Here is a 21646-nt window from a genome sequence, read left to right on the forward strand (position 1 = left end):
ATCAAAGAAATATAGAACTTCAACGAGCATTTGAGGATAGATCGGTAGGGATTATGGATAAATAAGTTCGGAATCGAGCTAAGAAAATCTCAATTATCAAAAGTGACAGTGATACAATAGCCCAATGAGCGAAATTAGAACCCAAGTCCAATTTGTCGACATTGACGAAGATATGGCTGGTCAGCGTATTGATAACTTCTTACGCAACCAATTAAAAAACATCCCGAAAAGCATGATTTACCGAATCGTGCGTAAAGGCGAAGTCCGCGTAAATAAAAAACGCATCAAGGCTGAGTACAAACTAAAAGCTGGTGATTTAGTTCGTATCCCGCCAGTCACGATTGAAGAGAAAACTGAAGAGAACGTGCCAAGCACGAAACTCAATAAGGTTTCAGAATTAGAACAGTGCATCATTTATGAAGATGATCACATGCTGATTCTAAACAAACCTTCGGGCACTGCTGTTCATGGTGGCAGTGGGTTGAAGTTTGGCGCAATCGAAGCATTGCGTGCACTTCGTCCTGATGCTCGTTTTCTAGAGTTAGTGCATCGTATTGATAGAGATACATCTGGCATTTTGCTTGTTGCTAAGAAGCGCTCGGCGCTAAGACACCTTCAAGCACAGTTCCGTGAAAAAACGGTTCAAAAATATTACTTCGCTTTAGTCATGGGCGAATGGAAGAACAGCTGTAAGGTTGTTAACGCTCCATTATTGAAAAACGAAGTGAACAGCATTGTTCGTGTGAACCCGAATGGTAAAGCCTCTGAGACGCGCTTTAGAGTTTTAGAAAAATTCAAAGATGCGACGTTAGTTCAAGCAAGTCCAATTACGGGGCGTACACACCAAATCCGTGTGCACACTCAATATACTGGCCACCCAATCGCTTGGGATGATCGTTACGGTGATCGTCGTTTTGATGCTTACACTGGTAAGGTTGGCTTGGATCGTTTGTTCCTACACGCAGCAAACATTAAGTTCACGCACCCAGGTAGTGAAGAGAAGATGGATATCTCTGCGCCAATGGAAGCGAGACTTGAAAAAGCACTGACCGGATTGCGTAAGATCTAAGAAGATACGAGATACGAGATACGAGATACGAGATACGAGATACGAAAGGAAAAACCCTTTCAGGATTGAGTATCAGCTATCTGAAATTGATAAAGGTTGACGAATATCGTCAACCTTTTTTGTTTGTGCCTACTGTAGAAGATCCCCGACTCGCTCGTGCCTCGCTCTTGAGGATGACGACACATTGAATTACCAATGGCTAAATAAGTAGAAGCCTTCAGGACTGTAATTATTTCGTCATTCCCTAGACTGACGAAGGAAGGAGTAGGGAATCTCTGTAAGTGTGATAAGCGTTAGTTAAAGCACACTCATTCCTTGTACTTCAAGCATATCGACCAAGTTGATCAGTGGCAGACCAATTAGGGTGTTCGGATCTTTCCCTTCCATTCGCTTGAATAAAGCAATACCTAACCCTTCACACATAAAACTGCCCGCGCAGTAATAAGGTTGTTCCTTCTCAACATAGGAGACGATCTGCTGCTCGGTTAAATCACGAAAATGCACGATGAAGGTGTCGAGACGCGTGTCAGCTTTGTCGGTTTCGCTGTTCCAAACAGAAAGACCAGTATAGAAAGTGATGCTCTTACCGCTTTGACGAGATAGCTGTTCAATTGCTTTTTCACGAGTATGTGGCTTACCAATGATCTCCCCATCAATCACACAAACTTGATCAGAACCAATCACCAAGCTCGGTTGCTCTACCGCGCAAGACTTAGCTTTGGTCTCGGCAAGGCGCATGACTAACTGTTGAGGCGTCTCATTTGAAAGCGGCGTTTCATCGCAGTCTGGTTTAGCAGTAATGAAGCTTAACTGTAGTTTTTTGAGGATCTCTTGCCTAAATGGTGATGTAGAGGCTAAAACTAGTTGGTAATTTCTCATTTTAATTTACAATTCAAGGAAGCATTTATCTCAGGATAACGTAACTTGTCCTGCTATTCATAATGCTCTGAATAGGAAAGGCAGGAAAGTACATTTTTTTTGCCATTTCCTTTGACTAAACATGATTTGGAAGATAAGATTCGCGCCCTATGCAAAAGGAAAAAATACCGCGTACAGTTGATCCGGCAAGAACGGCTCAAAAACGACTGGATATGAATGGCATCATTCAAGTCAGTCTTTTAAAGCGTTTAACTGAAGCAACTGAAGGCGTAAAACGTGACGCGCAAGTCTCAATGTCATTTGGGCTTGATGAACAACGATTAGTCGTTATCTCTGGTAAAGCTAACGTCGAAGTCGATTTAGAGTGTCAACGTTGTAATGAGGTTTTCGCACATGAGTGCGATGTCCAATTTACTTATACTCCTGTTTACAGCGAGAAAAGTGAAGAGGAAGCACCGGAAGAGTACGATTTGGTAGATCTGAACGAGTACGGTGAGTTAGACCTGATTCAATTAGTTGAAGACGAGTTCATCCTTGGATTGCCACAAATAGCAATGCACGACGATGCGGACTGTAGCGTTAACTCAAATAATTTGGTGTTTGGCGAACTTCCTGAAGAAATTGAGGAAGATAAAAAGCCGAATCCATTTGATGTTTTAAAAAGCTTGAAGAAGTAACAGCTTCTTTAAGAATTTACATAGGAGTAGGGTCAATGGCCGTACAAAAGAGCAAGAAATCACGTTCAATGCGTGGCATGCGTCGTTCACACGATGCACTAACTACAGCTGCACTTTCTGTAGACGCAACTTCAGGTGAAACTCACCTACGTCACAACGTGACTGCCGAAGGTTTCTACCGCGGCAAAAAGGTTATCAACAAGTAAGGTTGACCTTTGCAAAATCTAACCGTTGCGCTTGATGCAATGGGCGGGGACTTCGGTCCTCGTGTAACAGTGCCTGCCGCCGTGCAGGCACTGTCGTATTTCCCAGAGCTAAAAGTCATTCTCATAGGTGATCGAAATGCGATCACATCTCAATTATCTTCATTAGGTCGAATGCCTGATTCTCGTTTGAGCATCCAGCATTGTGATCGAGTTATTTCCAATTCTGAAAAACCTTCACTAGCCTTACGTAATAGTCAGGGCAGTTCTATGCGTGCCGCTATCGATCTGGTTGCCGAATCACAGGCCGATGCTTGTGTGAGTGGTGGTAACACTGGCGCACTGATGGCTTTGTCCCGTTTCCGACTTAAACTTCTTCCTGGTATTGATAGGCCTGCATTGGTTTCAGCTTTGCCTACCGCATCAGGGAATCGCACATGGATGCTTGATTTAGGGGCGAACGTTTCTAGTGATGCGGATTCACTCTTTCAGTTTGCCGTGATGGGCAGTGCATTAGCCGAACAACATTTAGGTCGCGCTCCACGTGTCGCTATATTGAATATCGGCGCAGAAGAAATCAAAGGCAATGACCTTGTAAAACGATGCGCTGAAATGTTGTCGAATACTCAGTCTGTGAACTTCATAGGCTATATTGAAGGTAATCAACTACTTCAAGATGCTGCTGATGTCGTCGTATGTGATGGTTTTGTGGGCAATGTCTGCTTAAAAACGTGCGAAGGTACAGCTCAGCTCTTTATTGATAAGCTAAAAACGCGCATGATGGCTTCAACAATAAAGGGTTGGATAGCCAGAATGTTGTTTTCTGAGCTATTTACTGAATTAAAAACCTTGAACCCCGACCAGTATAACGGCGCAAGTTTGTTAGGATTGCGCGGCATTGTCATTAAAAGTCATGGAAGTGCTGATGTGTCTGCAGTCGTCAACGCGATTGGTGAGGCAGTACACGAGGTCAAACGACAAGTCCCCAGCCGCATTAGCGATCGTTTGGAAGCGGTTTTACTCGAGAGGCATTATTAGTCTTCATGTATAGCAAAATTTTAGGTACTGGCAGCTACTTGCCATCTCAGGTGCGTACAAACGCAGACTTAGAGAAAATGGTAGAGACTAGCGATGAGTGGATTGTTGCTAGAACAGGTATTAAAGAGCGTCGTATTTCAGCGGAAAACGAAACCGTTGCTGATATGGCGTTTTACGCTGCTGAAAATGCCATTGAAATGGCAGGTATCGATAAAGAAGATATTGATTTAATCATCGTTGCGACAACCAGCAGTAGCCACACATTCCCGTCTTCGGCATGTCAGGTACAAGGTAAGCTTGGTATTAAAGGTTGCCCTGCGTTTGATTTGGCTGCAGCGTGTTCTGGTTTTGTTTACGCACTGTCTGTTGCTGATCAACACATCAAGACTGGTATGTGCAAGAACGTTTTGGTAATTGGTGCGGATGCACTGTCAAAAACCTGTGATCCGACTGACCGCTCTACTATCATCCTATTTGGTGATGCAGCAGGCGCGGTGGTTGTAGGCGCAAGCGAAGAGCCAGGTATTTTGTCTACTCACATTTACTCTGATGGTAAATATGGTGAGCTTCTAAGCTTAGAAGTACCAGAGCGCGGCGGTGATGCTGACAAATGGCTGCACATGGCGGGCAACGAAGTATTCAAAGTGGCGGTAACTCAGCTTTCTAAGCTAGTTAAAGACACATTAGCTGCGAACAATATGGATAAGTCAGAGCTTGATTGGTTAGTTCCACACCAAGCGAACTACCGTATTATTTCGGCAACGGCTAAAAAGCTGACGATGTCACTTGATCAAGTGGTAATTACCCTTGATAAGCACGGCAATACTTCGGCAGCTACCGTACCAACGGCCCTCGATGAGGCTGTTCGCGACGGGCGAATTAAACGTGGTCAAACGCTTCTACTTGAAGCATTTGGCGGCGGCTTCACTTGGGGTTCTGCGTTAGTTAAATTCTAACCCCAAGCGATAATCAACAAACAAGGCACATAACTTATGTGCCTTATTCAATTTTTTGCTTTGCTTAAAGGATAATTACAATGAGCAAGTTTGCTATCGTATTCCCAGGCCAAGGCTCTCAAGCTATCGGTATGCTTGCTGACCTAGGCGAACAGTATGATGTTGTTAAACAAACATTTGCTGAAGCTTCAGAAGCACTTGGTTACGATCTATGGGCATTGGTTCAAGATGGTCCAGTAGAAAATCTAAATGAAACTTTCCGCACTCAACCGGCTCTATTAACAGCGTCTGTTGCAATTTGGCGTGTATGGCAAGAGCTTGGTCTAGAGCAACCTGTAAACTTAGCAGGTCACAGCCTAGGCGAATACTCTGCACTCGTATGTGCTGGCGTTATCGACTTTAAAGAAGCGATTAAGCTGGTTGAACTACGTGGTCAACTGATGCAAGAAGCAGTACCAGCGGGTGTTGGTGCAATGTACGCAATCATCGGTCTAGATGATGAAGCGATTGCTAAAGCGTGTGAAGAAGCTGCGCAAGACGAAGTTGTGTCGCCAGTTAACTTTAACTCGCCAGGCCAAGTTGTTATCGCAGGTAACAAAGCAGCAGTTGAACGTGCTGGTGCACTATGTAAAGAAGCGGGCGCTAAGCGTGCACTTCCTTTACCTGTTTCTGTGCCATCTCACTGTGCTCTGATGAAACCTGCAGCAGACAAGCTAGCGGTTGCTCTAGAAGCTCTAGAGTTCAATACACCAGCACTGCCTGTTATCAATAACGTTGATGTTATTGCTGAAACAGACCCTGCAAAAATCAAAGACGCCCTTGTTCGTCAGCTATACAGCCCAGTTCGTTGGACTGAAGGCGTACAAGCAATGAACGAGCAAGGCGTTGAGAAGCTATTAGAATTAGGTCCAGGTAAGGTTCTTACTGGTCTAACAAAACGAATCGTAAAAACTATGACAGCTGCTGCAGTTAATGACACTGCATCACTAGAAGCTGCTAAGTAAATAACCACTTAATAGAGAAGTTATGATGAATTTAGAAGGCAAAGTTGCACTCGTTACAGGCGCAAGCCGTGGCATCGGTCGTGCAATCGCTGAACTTTTAGTTGAGCGTGGTGCTAAAGTTATCGGTACTGCTACGTCTGAAGGCGGCGCTGCTGCAATCAGCGAGTACCTTGGTGAGAACGGTAAAGGTCTTGCTCTTAACGTAACGGATGTTGATTCAATTGCAGCGACACTGAAAACCATCAACGATGAGTTCGGTGCGATTGACATTCTAGTTAACAACGCAGGTATCACTCGTGATAACCTTCTTATGCGTATGAAAGACGACGAATGGAATGACATCATCGATACTAACCTAACGCCTATCTTCCGTATGTCTAAAGCTGTATTGCGTGGCATGATGAAGAAGCGTCAAGGCCGTATCGTTAACGTTGGTTCTGTAGTAGGTACTATGGGTAACGCTGGTCAAGCTAACTACGCAGCGGCTAAAGCTGGTGTAATTGGTTTTACTAAATCAATGGCTCGTGAAGTTGCATCTCGTGGCGTTACAGTGAACACTGTTGCTCCTGGTTTCATCGAAACTGATATGACTAAAGCGCTAAATGATGACCAACGTGCAGCAACTTTGGCGAATGTACCAGCAGGTCGACTAGGTGACCCTCGCGAAATCGCTGAAGCTGTGGTATTTTTGGCGTCACCTGCGGCAGCTTATATCACAGGTGAAACACTTCACGTCAATGGCGGTATGTACATGGTGTAAATTATGTGCAACATTTGTGCATGATTTAAGTCAAGATCATACGTAATTTCGGTTAAAATCGTGAAAATTGTGGTTTGACCAGAAAAGTTGACCTTGCAACTTTCAATAGATTGAATAAACTACGGAAAACATCGCATAAAGCGAACTCTGTAAAGGAAAAGAAAAAATGAGCAACCTCGAAGAACGCGTAAAGAAAATCATTGTTGAACAGCTAGGTGTAGACGAAGCTGAAGTTAAAAACGAAGCTTCTTTCGTTGATGACCTAGGTGCAGATTCTCTAGACACAGTTGAGCTAGTAATGGCTCTAGAAGAAGAATTCGACACTGAAATCCCAGATGAAGAAGCTGAGAAAATTACTACTGTTCAAGCAGCTATCGATTACGTAACTAGCGCTCAGTAATAATCTCTCCCAGGCGGTCACCTCGACCGCCTGTGTTTTATCTAACTCATCTATCCTCATCTTAAATCACCTCAATCTCCGGAGTGTAAAATCGTGTCCAAGCGTCGTGTAGTTGTCACTGGCATGGGTATGTTGTCACCGGTAGGCAACACTGTAGAATCTTCTTGGAAAGCCCTGCTAGCTGGTCAAAGTGGTATCGTTAATATCGAGCACTTTGATGCAACCAATTTCTCAACTCGTTTTGCAGGTCTAGTTAAAGACTTTAACTGCGAAGAGTATATGTCTAAAAAAGATGCTCGTAAGATGGACTTGTTCATCCAGTACGGCGTCGCAGCAGGTATTCAAGCTTTAGATGATTCAGCCCTAACTATTACTGAAGAAAACGCTCCACGTGTGGGTGTTGCAATCGGTTCTGGTATTGGTGGTCTTGGTTTGATCGAAGCAGGTCACCAAGCTCTAACTGAAAAAGGCCCTCGTAAGATCAGCCCGTTCTTCGTACCGTCGACGATCGTGAATATGATTGCTGGTCACATGTCTATCATGCGCGGCCTACGCGGTCCAAACATCGCGATCTCTACTGCATGTACGACTGGCCTACATAACATTGGTCACGCGGCACGTATGATTGCATACGGCGATGCTGACGCAATGCTAGCGGGTGGTGCTGAAAAAGCATCAACTCCACTAGGTATGGGCGGTTTTGGTGCGGCTAAAGCACTGTCTACTCGTAACGATGAGCCTCAAAAAGCTTCTCGTCCATGGGACAAGGGCCGTGACGGCTTCGTTCTCGGTGACGGTGCTGGCATGATGGTTCTTGAAGAGTACGAACATGCGAAAGCTCGTGGCGCTAAGATTTACTGTGAGCTAGTTGGCTTCGGTATGTCGGGTGACGCTTACCACATGACATCTCCAAGTGAAGATGGCTCTGGTGGTGCACTAGCGATGGAAGCGGCTATGCGTGATGCTGGCATTACTGGTGAACAAATCGGTTATGTTAACGCACACGGTACATCGACTCCTGCGGGTGACGTAGCGGAAGTTAAGGGCATTAAGCGTGCTCTTGGCGAAGCAGGCAGCAAGCAAGTATTGGTTTCTTCTACGAAATCGATGACTGGTCACCTTCTAGGTGCTGCTGGTTCTGCTGAAGCTATCATCACGGCGATGTCTCTGGTTGACCAAATTGTTCCACCAACAATCAACCTAGATGATCCTGAAGAAGGCTTAGATATTGACTTAGTACCTCACACTGCGCGTGAAGTTAGCAACATGGAATATGCTGCATGTAACTCATTCGGTTTCGGTGGTACAAACGGCTGTTTGATCTTCAAAAAGATTTAATCATCTTATTAAAGACGCAAACACTCGTAGATAGTCACAATTAGACTTGTTTTTAAACGGCTTGATGCTTTAGCATTGAGCCGTTTCTTTTTATGGGGAAAAACATGTTTTGGGTTGATGGAGAAAGCCAGCAAACTGTCGATATCTTGGACCGTTCGTTTCAATACGGAGACGGCTGTTTTACCACCATGTTTGTAAAAGGTGGCGAGATTCAACATTTTCACGATCATCAGCGTCGTGTCGATGAATGCCTGAAAGCGTTACGCATTTCTGAACTTGATTGGGATGTGGTTAATGTTTGGCTCGATATTGCACTTCAACACATCCAAAATAATGCGTTTCATGGAACAGAGAACCGCCATGAGACAAACAAGCCTCATGATGAAAAAGCAGGAATAAAGCTGCACGTTAGTCGTGGCTCTGGTGGCAGAGGTTATAGCACCAAGAATATCGCTAAACCTACGGTTACCATCAGTACGTTTGCTTTTCCGAGCCATTATTCAGCGTGGCAAGACTCTGGTGTTGAACTCGGTGTCTGCCAACAAGCTTTAGGCTTGAGCCCATTGCTTGCCGGGCACAAGCACAATAATCGCCTAGAGCAAATCTTGATGAAAGATGAAATGGATCAGGCCAATGAAGTCGATGGTGTGGTACTTGATATTTCAGGCAATGTCATTGAAACCACTATGGCTAACCTGTTTTGGCGAAAAGGGGATACCATCTACACACCTCAACTGACGCAGAGTGGCGTCGCAGGGGTTATGCGTAAGCAAGTGTTAACCGCGCTGAATCAAGCTGAACTTTCCGTTACTATTAGTGACTACTGCTTATCTAAACTCATGCAAGCTGATGAGGTTTTCATGACCAACTCCATTTTAGGGGTTGCCCCAGTTACCCGTATTAGTGAAACCCAATTTAACATTGGAACCGTTACTCGTAGCCTTCAAGGACAACTAAACTCGTGATCAAAAAGTTATTTATTTTTCTTATCTTGTGCCTAATCGCAGCAGGCGCTGCTGGGTTCTATGTTTATAACCAAGCACAAGACAACCTGAAACAAGTCATCCAATTAGAAAAACCACAGGTCGTAACCGTTGCTTCAGGCAGCAGCTTTAATCGTGTTCTGGCACAGTTGATAAATGAGGGGCTATTTGAGGCTTCTCCTTACGAGAAATTAATCCGTAAGTTACATCCTGAGCTGGTTGACGTAAAAGCGGGTACATTTCTGCTAGAGCCGGGTTTGACCCTAGAGCAGGCGCTACAAGTGCTTGTTGAGGGCAAAGAGCACCAATTCACGATTACCTTCGTTGAAGGCAGCCGCTTTGATGAATGGCTTGTGCAGCTAAAAGATAACGAATTCATTCAACAAACGTTGGATGGTGTTTCTGAAAAAGAGATCGCTGAAAAGCTGGGCATCGAAAATGAGAAGCTAGAAGGTCTTTTCTTAGCGGAAACCTATCACTACACCTACGGCACAACCGATTTAGATTTGTTGAAACGCGCTCATCGTGACCTAATGAATGTGGTGAACGATGAATGGGAAAACAGAGCGGATAAACTGCCTCTTAAGTCACCTTATGAAGCTCTGATTCTTGCGTCTATCATTGAGAAAGAAACCGCCGTTGCTTCAGAGCGCGAGCGTGTTTCTTCTGTATTCGTTAACCGTTTGAACAAGCGTATGCGTTTGCAAACTGATCCAACGGTTATCTATGGCATGGGTGACAGCTACAAAGGCAATATCCGTAAGAAAGATCTGCGCACACCAACGCCGTACAACACATACACAATGAGCGGTTTGCCACCTACGCCGATCGCTATGGCGGGTCGAGCGTCGATTAATGCAGCTCTGAACCCAGAGAACAGCAACTACCTGTATTTTGTTGCGAGCGGAACGGGCGGTCACGTATTTTCAAAGAGTTTGGCTGAGCACAACCGTGCAGTACGAGCTTACTTAAAGCAATTAAGAAAAAACAAATAAAGAAAGAATTATGAATCAGTCGAAATTTATCGTGGTTGAAGGCCTTGAAGGCGCGGGCAAAAGCACTGCAATCAATGCCATCGTAGAAACATTGAAAGCATCTGGTGTAGAAGAACTCGTCAACACTCGTGAACCGGGCGGTACCGTGTTGGCAGAAAAGATGCGCTCACTGGTTAAAGAAGAACACGAAGGCGAGAAGCTTCAAGACATGACTGAATTACTGCTGATGTACGCTGCACGCGTTCAATTAGTAGAAAACGTTATCAAGCCTGCACTAGACAGTGGTAAGTGGGTATTGGGTGATCGCCATGATATGTCTTCTCAGGCTTATCAAGGTGGTGGTCGTCAGATCGCACGCACAACGATGGAATCATTGAAAGCAACCACGCTAGGCGATTTTAAGCCTGATCTAACCCTATACTTGGACTTAGACCCTAGAGTAGGGCTTGAACGCGCACGTGGTCGTGGTGAGTTAGATAGAATCGAAAAAATGGATATCTCGTTCTTCGATCGTACGCGTGAACGTTACCTTGAGATTGCCGCACAAGACGACACGGTTCTTGTGATTAATGCGCAGCAAGAGATAGATCAAGTGGCTGCTGATATTAAGCAAGCGCTTGGTGCTTGGCTCGACAAACAGTAGGTAGTCATGGCTGAAGTGTATTCTTGGCTCACTCCCGTATGGAATGAGTGGAAAAAAAGTCTTGATGCTGAGCGTTTTCCTAACTCGGTGATTGTTAATGCGCCGGAAGGGCTTGGCGTTGATGCGTTGATTGATCAACTTACCGCAGCATTAATGTGCACCAACTACGAAAGTGAGTCGTGCGGGTTTTGTCATAGCTGTGAATTAATGAAGTCGGGCAGTCATCCTGATTTTCATGTTATCTCGCCTGAGAAAGAAGGTAAGTCGATCACTGTTGATCAAGTGCGTGCCAGTAACCGCTGGGCTCAAGAGTCATCTCAATTGGGTGGCTTACGCGTTATCTTGCTTAACCCGGCAGAGGCAATGAATGAGTCGGCCTCTAATGCGCTGTTGAAAACGCTGGAAGAGCCATCAAGCAAGTGTATCTTCATTCTTTCTACTCGTAACAGTAACCGTTTGATGCCGACTATCATTAGCCGTTGCCAACAATTTAATGTGGTAAGCCCACAGTTGGAGGCCGGGTCGGCTTGGTTAGATGGTGAAGTTGGTAAGGCTGTCCCACAATATATTTTAGCGCTCAATGACAACGCGCCTTTAAAAGCAAAGGCGATGTTTGAGCAGGGTGGGGTAGAGGCTTCGACCAAAGCGCTTGATGGCTTTGTTAATGTCATCAAGGGCACTCAACCTGACATGCTAAAATTCTCGACAGAGCTTAGCAAAGACCCTTTGATTCAATTGGGTTGGTTATGGCACTTATTGTCTGACGTACAGAAGCTGCATTTTGGCTTGGCGAATCAGGCGATCACTCCTAGCGCGAAAGCACTGGTTGAGGTGATGTCTTATCAAAGTGCTTACGCAGCATCGAGTAAACTGCTCACATTGATTGAGCAGTTAAAGCAACACCCTGGGCTCAATACGGAGCTACTCATAATGAATTGGCTGATAGCCACTTGCGAGGAAACATGTTCGTAGATTCCCACTGTCATTTAGACAAACTGGATTATCAAGATTTACACACAAGCGTAGAAGACGTTGTGAACAAAGCGAAGGCAGCAAACGTAGACCAGCTGTTGTCTGTTGGTGTGACACTGGATTCGTTTGAAAATATGCTCGAGATGATCTCGCCGTTTGATAACGTTAAAGCGTCTTGTGGCGTTCATCCTCTCGATGTAGAGAGTGATTTCTGTTTAGAGAGAATGCGTGAATACGCGAGCAACCCAAAAGTTGTTGCGATTGGTGAGACAGGCTTAGATTACCATTACCAACCAGAGACGGCGGAATTGCAACAGCTGCGATTCAAGCAACATGTCGCGTTGGCCGTAGAGCTGAACAAGCCTTTGATCATCCATACACGCAACGCGCGTGAAGACACTCTCGCGATTCTGCGTGATGGTGGTGCTGAGAAGTGTGGTGGTGTGATTCACTGCTTCACCGAAGATCAAGCGTTCGCTGAAGCGGCAATGGAATTAGGTTTCTATATCTCAATTTCAGGCATTGTGACCTTTAAGCAGGCAACAGAACTTAAAGAAGTTGTTAAGAATCTACCGTTAGATAGGTTACTGATCGAGACGGATTCTCCATACTTGGCACCAATCCCATATCGTGGGAAGCAGAATCAACCTGCATATGTCGTGGAAGTGGCGGCCTATATTGCGCAGTTGAAAGGTGTGTCGATGAAAGAGGTTGCTGAACAAACGACCAAAAACTATCAAAAACTTTTTTTGCGATAAAAAACTAAGTAAACAAATAAAAGGGAGCGAAAGCTTCCTTTTTGTGTTTTTGATCACCAAAAGTGCGTTTTTTTTTAATGTTTACGAATTATGTTGAACTTGAGAGCGCTAATTATAACATTTGTAATTTTGTTACTAAAAATAACATTCGCTCCTATTTTATTTACCCAGTAAAATAATAGAGCTCTTGAAAAATAACTATATATTTCAACTAATTAAACTCTTGTAAAGCATTGCATTTCTAGATTTGACATGTGATCCAAGACGTGTTTTGAAACTAAATTTCGTAAGTGACTAGAAAGTTAGTTCCCCATCAATATATATTTAGCGGCAGAAAATATAATGCAATACATGGTTACATTTTCGCAGGGTGCTAACATATAGGCTACGGGGGTGTGCCGTTAGTACCCATATAATTATTTTATCTTTATCAGGAGCATAAACATGTTTAAGAACCTTTTTGCTAGCCTGCAGAAAGTTGGTAAGTCTCTGATGCTTCCAGTATCAGTTTTACCAGTTGCGGGTATTTTGCTAGGTGTCGGTGCAGCAGATCTTCCTTTCATTCCAGAAATCGTTTCAAACTTAATGGAACAAGCTGGTGGTTCAGTATTCGGTCAAATGGCACTGCTGTTCGCAGTAGGTGTTGCACTTGGCTTTACTAACAACGATGGTGTAGCTGGTCTAGCTGCAATCGTTGGTTACGGCATCATGACTGCTACACTTGGCGTAATGGCTGGTGTAATGGGCGTTGATAAAATCGACACTGGTGTACTAGGTGGTATCCTAGTCGGTGGTGTTGCTGCTTGGGCATTCAACCGTTTCTTCCGTATTCAACTACCAGAGTACCTTGGCTTCTTCGCTGGTAAGCGTGCTGTGCCAATCATCACAGGTTTCTCTGCGATTGGTCTAGCAATCCTACTATCTATCGTATGGCCACCAGTTGGCGGCGCAATCTCTGCGTTCTCTGATTGGGCTGCTCACCAAAACCCACAAGTGGCGTTTGGTATCTACGGTATCGTTGAGCGTTCTCTGATTCCATTTGGTCTTCACCACGTTTGGAACGTACCTTTCTTCTTTGAAGCTGGTACTTGTGTAAACGCTGCTGGCGAAACTCAAAACGGTGTTCTTACTTGTTACCTAGTTGCTGATGACGCATCTCGTGCAGCGGGCAATGGCTTCGGTCAGCTAGCTGGTGGTTACATGTTCAAGATGTTCGGTCTACCTGCTGCTGCAATCGCTATTGCACACTCAGCTAAGCCTGAAAACCGCGCTAAAGTAATGGGTATCATGGCTTCTGCTGCGTTAACTTCATTCCTAACGGGTATCACTGAACCAATCGAATTCTCATTCCTATTCGTTGCTCCTGTACTGTACGCAATCCACGCTCTACTAGCTGGTTCTGCTTACGTTCTTGCGAACACTCTAGGTTTTGTACACGGTACATCTTTCTCACACGGTCTAATCGACTTCCTAGTTCTATCTGGCAACGCGTCTAAGATGGGCCTAATGGTTGTATGTGGTATTGCTTACGCTGCAATTTACTACATCGTATTCCGCACTGTGATTAAAGCTCTAGACCTTAAAACTCCAGGCCGTGAAGACGAGACTGAAGAAGAGTCAGTTGCGACTGGTTCTGAACTTGCTGGTGAGCTAGTTGCTGCATTCGGTGGCAAAGCGAACATCACTGGTCTTGACGCTTGTATTACTCGTCTACGTGTTGCAGTTGCTGATACAGCAGTTGTTGACCAAGACAAACTGAAGAAACTAGGCGCAGCAGGTGTTGTTGTAGTTGCTGGTGGCGTTCAAGCTATCTTCGGTACTAAGTCTGACAACCTTAAGACAGACATGGATGAGTGGATCCGTAACAACGGTTAATTCACTGATTCAATAAATTGAAAGGAGGCCGAGAGGCCTCCTTTTTTGTTTTCTGCCTTAGGAAAGTCCTTCCCGCACTTATTCTTTTCCACTCAATCGGTTATCGAACAGCTCGATGTTCTGATGCTCAATTATCCGCTTTGGGTACCTCTTATCTTTAACTTTATGATGACAACATCCGTTGTGATTTAAGTAATCTACCGTTTTTAAAATACATTCTGAGAATATTATGAAACATCGTTACTTGATTGGCCTTATGTGCTGCAGCGGAGCTTCGTTTGCTCATGCTTCTGAAGCTCCAGATTTAGAAGTTGGTCTAGCCATTGACCAAGACCTGAGTGTCGTTGTTGAGTTTGATCAGAAGTACCGTGCAACCGTTGGTAATGACGGCGCGGCATTCGACTACATTTGGAAACGTGGTCAGTTCGAAACGGAAGCTCCGTTAAGCTGGTATGTAGGTGCTGGTGCTTGGGCTGAATGGAATGACGATTTTGGCTTGCGTTTGCCGTTGGGCGTCAAAGTGAATTTCTACGAAGGCTGGAATGCTTACGCACAAGTTCACCCTGAGCTAGACATGTACAAAGGCGTTGAGCTGCAAGTCGGTGGTGCACTGGGTGTGACTTATAAGTTCTAAAGTGAACTTAAACCGTTTTATCAGTTACAGTAATTAGAACGTAAAACTCAGCCCGACATTGGCTTGGAATTGATTCATCCAATCAGTATCAAAGCGGATGATACACTCTTGACCCGTACTAGGGATGTTACACACACCAGATGTGTCGTTATCAACAACTGTGCCCAACCAACGTACTTGTGTGTTGAGTGCTAAACGGTCGCTGAATTTGTATTCCAAACCGCCAAAGATTGAGGTCGAGAATCCATATTTATCTTTCGCCCAGTCAACATCCACGTAAGAAGCACCAAGACCTAAGCCAAGGTATCCAGATAACACAGGCGAAGCCGGGTAGTAGATACTGCTTTGCAAGTGCAGGTACTGGATTGAGGAGCTTAGGTTGAGCGTTTCTAGCTCAGAACTCTGGTTAGAATAGAAAAAGCCGATGCGACCTTTATCAAGTGGTGTTTCAATGGCAAAGGTGTAGTTTTCAGACGCTTTCATGTCGTAGGTTTTGCCATCCTGGTCTTCGACACTACCACCTCCGGTATAGCCCACCATTGGGGTAATGATGATCTCCGGTGAAGCATACACGCTCGATACAGAGAAAAGCGCGATAAGCGCCATCATATTTGCTTTGTTATTCATGAGTATATCCTTATCCATACACTTACTAATTGTGATGGTTACATCAATATTGTGCGACTAATTTCGACGATTCTTGAAGATACTTCACACACCTGATAGTACTTAAATAGAGACTCGACAAATTAATAATAAGCCAGAGGTGTCTATGGACCATAATCTGAAAAATGCCCTACAAATTACCGTGTTTATTTACATGATCATTCTTTCATTTGGCTTTATTGCGATTGGTAGTTAATACCATCTATTGCGAGGCTGAGTTTTGATACTCAGGGACTAATGAATAGTGGGCTTGTAACCAATATTGATACAGCAATAGACTTGGATTACTACGCTAAGTTTATTGCTGGAAAAACAGCACTGGTCGCTCAAGGTGGCGGACAGAGAAGTATTTTTACTTCAGGTGTGCTGGATGCTTTTCTTCTTTCTAATTTTGACCCCTTCGATGAATTTTTTGGTACATCTGCAGGTGCCCTTAACTTATGTGCGTACCTTTGCCGCGATAAAGGCCTCGGCCGCTCTTTCGTGCTCGATCTCACCACCTCACCAGAGTTCTTCAATATCTTCTCCTATATACGACACAGGAAAAATCTGGGATTAGAGTGGGCCTTAGAACAAATTATGGCTTATCCCTATAAGCTCGACCTTGATTTAGGGCGACAAACCTTAGGCGACAGACATTTCTATGCGGCAGTGACAGACTCTAAAGATCTACGCGATCACTACTTCCCGTTATTGGGAGAAGATTGGTACAAGGTGATGATCGCCACCTGTGCGATTCCTCGTTTGTACAATGATGAGATCTTCATCGGCGACAGTACTTATGTTGACGGTGGTGTGTCTGCTTGTATCCCTGTTCAAGAAGCCTGGCGTAGGCAAGCTCGCTCTATTGTTGTGATTCGTACTGAACCTGTGGTCGAGGAGGGAGGTGAACTCTTGGTTGAAGCTCCTAATCGCAGCACCGCAGTGAAAGCGCCTAAACCTATATCTGCGGAAGAGCTGGAATGGTTCAGAGAGTCTTTCGACAGTGTTCAAGATCACTGGCAACAGAAAGTGGAACAATGGAAATCCGATTGGACTTCTTTCTTCCAACAACAAATTATGCGTTCTAAAGAGCAGAAGCGCGATCGTGGACATTTGGATCTGCTCAATGGTGGTCGGTGGTTGTTTGGCGCTGACGATATCTACCGATTAAGTCATTTAATCGGTGATAAATTTGATTCAGGTTTAGCTGACATGTTGATGGTGCACTATCAAACATACTCCCTAACTCAGGACTTTTTAAACTCTCCGCCGGACGATGCGTTCGTGGTACAGATAGCGCCAAGTAAACCACTGAAGTCGAGTTCATTAATGAGTGATAAAGAAGACTTGTTGCATGATTACGACCTGGGGCTAGAAGCTGGTTACCGATTTGTCGAAACCTATACCTCAACACAGAATGCTCGCAGTTCACACATACCAAAACTGACGACTAGTGTCGCGGATAAGTGATATTTTAAGTGGGCAAGTTAATGTGTAGTTGGCTCATTCTATTCAAAAAGAAAAAGGGTTATTGAACTTGGTTCGATAACCCTTTTTTATACTTGCTAGCTAATTACTTACTTATATAAGCCCCTAGTGTTCAGGGTTTAGGTGACTGGTAAGATTCGCATACAGTTGGTTGAGCCCGCGACATCCATTATATCGCCTTGAGTGACGATCACTAAGTCGCCAAACTTCAAGTGTCCCGCCTCTTTCAGACAGGCAAGTGTCGATAGTGCAATATCGAAGCTGTCTTCGGCTTCAGTTTCGAAGTAGATAGGTGTTACGCCTCGGTACAGAGTACAGCGATTTAGCGTTCCTTCGTTACGAGACAGCGCGTAGATAGGCATGTCGGCACTGAGTCGTGACATCATCAGAGCTGTGCGCCCGGACTCGGTAAGCGTCACTACGCCCTTGATGCCTTCCATGTGGTTGGCAGAGTAGATGGTCGCCATCGAAACGGTTTCTTCTGCCGTCACAAAGGTACGGTCAATACGGTAGTTCGATTGGTTGATGCCCGCCATCTTTTCAGCACCGATACACACTTCGGCCATGGATTTCACGGTTTCAACTGGGTAATCACCCGCAGCGGTTTCACCTGAAAGCATCACCGCATCGGTACCATCTAATACCGCGTTGGCAACGTCCATCACTTCGGCACGAGTTGGCATTGGCGCAGAGATCATCGATTCCATCATTTGAGTTGCAGTGATCACTGTTCGGTTAAGCGCTCTAGCACGGCGTATAAGCTGTTTTTGTACCCCGACCAACTCTGGGTCGCCTATTTCCACTCCGAGGTCACCACGGGCCACCATGACCACATCTGAGGCCATTATGATGTCATCCATGTTCTCTACGGTCGCAACTGTCTCTGCTCGCTCGACTTTAGCCACTAGGTGAGCCTCTAACCCTGCTTCCCGTGCTAATTGACGAGCGTAGTGCATGTCTTCACCGTTACGTGGGAAAGAGACCGCTAGGTAATCGACTTGAATCTGAGCGGCGGTGACGATGTCTCGTTTGTCTTTGTCGGTCAGTGCTTCAGCAGAAAGGCCGCCACCTTTTTTGTTGATGCCTTTGTTGTTCGAAAGAGGGCCACCGATAATCACTTCGGTATGAACGCGACAACCTTCGACTTTGGTGACTTTCAGTTGAACACGACCATCGTCAAGCAACAGGATATCGCCGGCGGATACGTCGTTAGGCAGTTCTTTATAATCAAGGCCAACAGCTTCTTGGTTGCCTTCACCTAAACCTAGGCTGCTATCGAGAGTGAATAGGTCGCCCACCGCAAGTTGGATCTTGCCATCTTTGAATGTCGACACACGAATCTTGGGACCTTGTAAGTCTCCGAGAATGGCGATTTGAGTGCCGAGTCTTTTTGCTATCGCTCTGACTTTTTCTGCGCGTTGGATGTGGTCGTCGCTGCTGCCGTGAGAAAAGTTCATACGGACGATATTGGCACCTGCTTTGATGATTTCTTCAAGCACGTTACCTTTATCTGTTGAAGGGCCTAACGTTGTGACGATTTTCGTTTTTCTTAATTCGGCTGTCATGAATACTCCTAGAGTGAGACCAAGTAATCTTTTACAAGACTGAATTAAGTATATGCATTAATTGATAATTTATTGGGAGCTAGGAAGATATTTCTGTATTTACTGATATTTATTGTACTTAGTACTCAAGCGCGATGTTTTTTTATGAAAATTAAGTCTCGATTTATCGATGTAGGTGTTAATTTTCCTCGAACTATTTGACTCGATACACAAAGATTCATGTATATACGTGATACTGGTCACGGCGATATACCAAGTGACTTCACAATTACTTCGCAAAGTAAAAAAATTACCTCGTTGATGATTTCTGGAGCGTAAAATGTACATGGCTCAACCGGGCCATATTGATCATATCAAACAGGTCAATGCTGGTCGTGTATATAAACTAATTGACCTTAAAGGTCCTATTTCTCGTATCGATCTGTCCAAGCAAAGTGAGTTGGCTCCGGCGAGTATTACTAAAATTACCCGTGAACTCATTGAAGCTCACCTTATTCACGAAACCACGGTTCAAGAAGCCACGACTCGTGGGCGTCCTGCTGTCGGTCTGCAAACCAATAATGAAGGTTGGCAATTTTTATCGATGCGTCTTGGTCGTGGTTACCTCACGATAGCGCTCCATGAATTGGGCGGTGATGTGCTTATCGATACCAAAATTGATATTCACGAACGTGACCAAGATGATGTGCTTGCACGTCTTCTCCATGAAATTGATGAGTTCTTCCAAACCTATGCCGAACAACTCGACAGGGTGACGAGCATTGCCATCACACTGCCTGGTCTTGTGAATTCAGAGCAGGGTATTGTGTTGCAAATGCCGCATTACAACGTTGAAAACTTAGCGTTGGGTCCGGAGATCTACAAAGAAACCGGTTTGCCAGTCTTTATTGCTAATGACACCCGAGCGTGGGCATTAGCAGAGAAGCTGTTTGGTAACTCACAAGACAACGACAACTCTGTTCTTATCTCAATTCACCATGGTTTAGGTGCCGGGATCATTCTTGATGGTCGCGTTCTGCAAGGGCGTCACGGTAACATCGGTGAACTGGGTCATATCCAGATCGATAAAGAGGGTAAGCTTTGCCACTGTGGTAACCGAGGCTGTTTAGAAACGGTCGCGAGTTCACAAGCGATTCGTGAGCAAGTCAAAGAGCGATTAGCCAATGGTGAAGAATCAACGCTGACTGTGTTTGAGGATGTCACGATTGAGCAGATCTGTGCAGCCGCGGCTGACGGCGATCCATTGGCTGTTGAAGTGATTGAACAGTTAGGTCGTTACTTAGGCTCTGCGATTGCGATTGTGATTAACCTATTCAACCCAGAGAAGATCTTGGTCGGTGGTGTTATCAATCAGGCGAAAAGTGTTTTGTACCCTGCGATTCAAAAGTGTATCGAAGAGCAGAGTTTATCGGTTTACCATCAAGACTTAGAGCTGGTGGAATCTCGATTCTATAAGCAAGCAACCATGCCCGGTGCTGCACTTATTAAGCAGGCCTTGTATGACGGTCAGCTATTAATGAAAGTTATTGAAGGCTAACTCTTTTTCTCTTCTTTTGGCCTTACCCCAAATCTTTCCATGTACTTAAGCTTTGTATAACATCATTTGTTGTACTTAGTTTAAGCATTCTGTGCATTAGCGCTTTGCTTTAACCCATTGAAGTAGGCTATTGTAGCCACAGTTATTATTTGTCACTAAGGTGTTGTATGTCTGGCGTTTTAAATTCGGTTGATCAGAGAACCAAGCTAGTCGGTGAAAACCGTCTGGAACTCTTATTATTCAGCTTAAATAGTCGTCAACTATTTGCGATTAACGTATTTAAAGTGAAAGAAGTCCTAAAAGTGCCTGTACTTACTCGCTTACCGGGCTCTCACCACCACATAACCGGTGTTGCTTCTCTACGTGGTGAATCGGTGCCTGTGATTGACCTGCGCAGCGCGATTGGCTTTCCGCCGTCACGTGTAGAGTCTCAAGAGAGCAACCTGATCATTACGGAATACAACCGAACCGTACAAGGTTTTTTGGTTGGACAGGTTCGTAATATCGTTAATACAACTTGGACTGAAATCCAGCCGCCGCCAAAGACCACGGGTCGTGCAAACTACCTCACGGCTATCACGCATATTCAAGAAGAAGAGCAGCACAAAATCGTTGAGATCATCGATGTTGAAAAAGTGCTAGCAGAGATCATCGATTACGATGTGTCGATCTCTGAAGGTGTGTTAGATGAGCAGTTAGCCAACGAAATGATTGGCCGCAACGTTCTTATCGTTGATGACTCTTCAACCGCACGTAACCAGATTAAAGGTACTTTGTCGCAGCTTGGTTTAAACATTATTGAGTGTTGCGATGGCTTAGAAGCACTGAACCTACTTAAGGGTTGGTGTGATGAAGGCAAAGACATCAATCAAGAGATTTTGTTGATGATCACCGATGCCGAAATGCCCGAAATGGACGGTTATAAACTGACTCACGAAGTACGTACTGACCCAAGAATGCATGACCTGTTTATTACGCTAAATACGTCATTAAGCGGAAGTTTTAATGAGGCTATGGTTGAGAAAGTAGGGTGTAACCGCTTTATTTCTAAGTTCCAACCGGACCTTTTAGTGGAAGTGACTCAAGAGCGAATGCGTCAGCTTTTATAATTAATACTGCTGTACGGTTTGTTTTGAGTGACCTGATAGAAAACGTTTGCTAATATTGATGCAGCATATTAATCGACACGAAATATGCTCACTACTAACGTAACTTTTCATGCAC

At 44.7% G+C, this 21646-nt stretch carries 23 protein-coding genes; 20 read left to right on the forward strand and 3 right to left on the reverse strand.

Going from position 1 to position 21646, the window contains the following annotated elements; all coding sequences use genetic code 11:
- Positions 1-124 precede the first annotated feature (124 nt).
- Positions 125-1069, forward strand: coding sequence for a 23S rRNA pseudouridine(955/2504/2580) synthase RluC (gene rluC / locus L1D37_RS10865; RefSeq protein ID WP_048659718.1), 945 nt, complete (start codon positions 125-127; stop codon positions 1067-1069).
- A gap of 297 nt (positions 1070-1366) precedes the next feature.
- On the opposite strand, the gene L1D37_RS10870 is transcribed toward rluC, so the two are convergent.
- Positions 1367-1948 (reverse strand): nucleoside triphosphate pyrophosphatase, encoded by a 582-nt coding sequence (locus tag L1D37_RS10870; protein ID WP_239847901.1) that lies wholly within the window; start codon positions 1946-1948, stop codon positions 1367-1369.
- Positions 1949-2097: 149 nt separating this feature from the next.
- Between L1D37_RS10870 and yceD the strand changes: the two genes are divergently transcribed.
- From yceD to L1D37_RS10945, 15 genes are all read left to right on the forward strand, one after another.
- Positions 2098-2625 (forward strand): 23S rRNA accumulation protein YceD, encoded by a 528-nt coding sequence (gene yceD, locus L1D37_RS10875; RefSeq protein ID WP_017630536.1) that lies wholly within the window; start codon positions 2098-2100, stop codon positions 2623-2625.
- Between the two features lie 35 nt (positions 2626-2660).
- The gene (gene rpmF, locus L1D37_RS10880; RefSeq protein ID WP_004737376.1) at positions 2661-2831 is read left to right on the forward strand and encodes a 50S ribosomal protein L32; all 171 of its coding nucleotides are present in this window, start codon (positions 2661-2663) and stop codon (positions 2829-2831) included.
- A gap of 9 nt (positions 2832-2840) precedes the next feature.
- The gene (plsX, locus tag L1D37_RS10885) at positions 2841-3866 is read left to right on the forward strand and encodes a phosphate acyltransferase PlsX (RefSeq protein WP_017062152.1); all 1026 of its coding nucleotides are present in this window, start codon (positions 2841-2843) and stop codon (positions 3864-3866) included.
- Between the two features lie 5 nt (positions 3867-3871).
- The gene (locus L1D37_RS10890; RefSeq protein WP_010437276.1) at positions 3872-4822 is read left to right on the forward strand and encodes a beta-ketoacyl-ACP synthase III; all 951 of its coding nucleotides are present in this window, start codon (positions 3872-3874) and stop codon (positions 4820-4822) included.
- Between the two features lie 80 nt (positions 4823-4902).
- A complete protein-coding gene (gene fabD, locus L1D37_RS10895) occupies positions 4903-5826 on the forward strand; it encodes an ACP S-malonyltransferase (RefSeq protein WP_017630537.1) in 924 nt (307 codons plus the stop codon).
- A gap of 25 nt (positions 5827-5851) precedes the next feature.
- Positions 5852-6586, forward strand: coding sequence for a 3-oxoacyl-ACP reductase FabG (gene fabG / locus L1D37_RS10900; protein WP_026084209.1), 735 nt, complete (start codon positions 5852-5854; stop codon positions 6584-6586).
- A gap of 166 nt (positions 6587-6752) precedes the next feature.
- Positions 6753-6986, forward strand: coding sequence for an acyl carrier protein (gene acpP / locus L1D37_RS10905; RefSeq protein ID WP_004737381.1), 234 nt, complete (start codon positions 6753-6755; stop codon positions 6984-6986).
- Positions 6987-7079: 93 nt separating this feature from the next.
- On the forward strand, positions 7080-8324 hold the full coding sequence (gene fabF / locus L1D37_RS10910) for a beta-ketoacyl-ACP synthase II (RefSeq protein WP_017630538.1): 1245 nt from the start codon (positions 7080-7082) through the stop codon (positions 8322-8324).
- 104 nt (positions 8325-8428) lie between these two features.
- Complete coding sequence (gene pabC, locus L1D37_RS10915) at positions 8429-9289, forward strand: aminodeoxychorismate lyase (RefSeq protein WP_239847902.1); 861 nt, start codon at positions 8429-8431, stop codon at positions 9287-9289.
- Entirely contained in the window at positions 9286-10302 is a 1017-nt protein-coding gene (mltG, locus tag L1D37_RS10920; protein WP_132743046.1) for an endolytic transglycosylase MltG, read from the forward strand. Before pabC ends, mltG begins: the two co-directional genes overlap by 4 nt.
- A 10-nt stretch (positions 10303-10312) precedes the next feature.
- Positions 10313-10945, forward strand: coding sequence for a dTMP kinase (gene tmk, locus L1D37_RS10925; protein WP_239830243.1), 633 nt, complete (start codon positions 10313-10315; stop codon positions 10943-10945).
- 6 nt (positions 10946-10951) lie between these two features.
- Positions 10952-11917 carry a DNA polymerase III subunit delta' gene (locus L1D37_RS10930; protein WP_239847903.1) on the forward strand — a complete coding sequence of 322 codons (966 nt, stop codon included), beginning with the start codon at positions 10952-10954 and terminating at the stop codon, positions 11915-11917.
- Positions 11908-12675, forward strand: coding sequence for a YchF/TatD family DNA exonuclease (locus tag L1D37_RS10935; RefSeq protein WP_176680170.1), 768 nt, complete (start codon positions 11908-11910; stop codon positions 12673-12675). The genes L1D37_RS10930 and L1D37_RS10935 overlap by 10 nt, the downstream gene beginning before the upstream one ends.
- A gap of 444 nt (positions 12676-13119) precedes the next feature.
- A complete protein-coding gene (gene ptsG, locus L1D37_RS10940) occupies positions 13120-14550 on the forward strand; it encodes a PTS glucose transporter subunit IIBC (RefSeq protein WP_017630544.1) in 1431 nt (476 codons plus the stop codon).
- A 229-nt stretch (positions 14551-14779) separates the two neighbouring features.
- Complete coding sequence (locus L1D37_RS10945; RefSeq protein WP_239847904.1) at positions 14780-15184, forward strand: hypothetical protein; 405 nt, start codon at positions 14780-14782, stop codon at positions 15182-15184.
- 33 nt (positions 15185-15217) lie between these two features.
- Here the strand turns inward: L1D37_RS10945 and L1D37_RS10950 are convergent, their stop codons facing one another.
- A complete protein-coding gene (locus tag L1D37_RS10950) occupies positions 15218-15811 on the reverse strand; it encodes a porin family protein (RefSeq protein WP_239847905.1) in 594 nt (197 codons plus the stop codon).
- 145 nt (positions 15812-15956) lie between these two features.
- On the opposite strand from L1D37_RS10950, the gene L1D37_RS10955 reads away from it, so the two are divergent.
- Together L1D37_RS10955 and L1D37_RS10960 are read left to right on the forward strand one after the other, a co-directional pair.
- Positions 15957-16046, forward strand: a complete 90-nt coding sequence (locus L1D37_RS10955; protein ID WP_100214626.1) for a YnhF family membrane protein — start codon at positions 15957-15959, stop codon at positions 16044-16046.
- Between the two features lie 41 nt (positions 16047-16087).
- A complete protein-coding gene (locus L1D37_RS10960) occupies positions 16088-17302 on the forward strand; it encodes a DUF6363 domain-containing protein (protein ID WP_239847906.1) in 1215 nt (404 codons plus the stop codon).
- Positions 17303-17439: 137 nt separating this feature from the next.
- On the opposite strand, the gene pyk is transcribed toward L1D37_RS10960, so the two are convergent.
- Complete coding sequence (pyk, locus tag L1D37_RS10965; RefSeq protein WP_176680167.1) at positions 17440-18885, reverse strand: pyruvate kinase; 1446 nt, start codon at positions 18883-18885, stop codon at positions 17440-17442.
- Between the two features lie 319 nt (positions 18886-19204).
- Here pyk and L1D37_RS10970 point away from each other — a divergent pair, with 319 nt between their 5' ends.
- Positions 19205-20422, forward strand: a complete 1218-nt coding sequence (locus L1D37_RS10970; protein WP_017632359.1) for an ROK family protein — start codon at positions 19205-19207, stop codon at positions 20420-20422.
- 167 nt (positions 20423-20589) lie between these two features.
- Entirely contained in the window at positions 20590-21531 is a 942-nt protein-coding gene (locus L1D37_RS10975) for a chemotaxis protein CheV (RefSeq protein WP_239847907.1), read from the forward strand.
- The last annotated feature ends 115 nt before the right edge of the window (positions 21532-21646 follow it).

This window comes from Vibrio sp. Isolate33, from assembly GCF_022397895.1.
GTDB classification, from domain to species: Bacteria; Pseudomonadota; Gammaproteobacteria; order Enterobacterales; family Vibrionaceae; genus Vibrio; species Vibrio pomeroyi.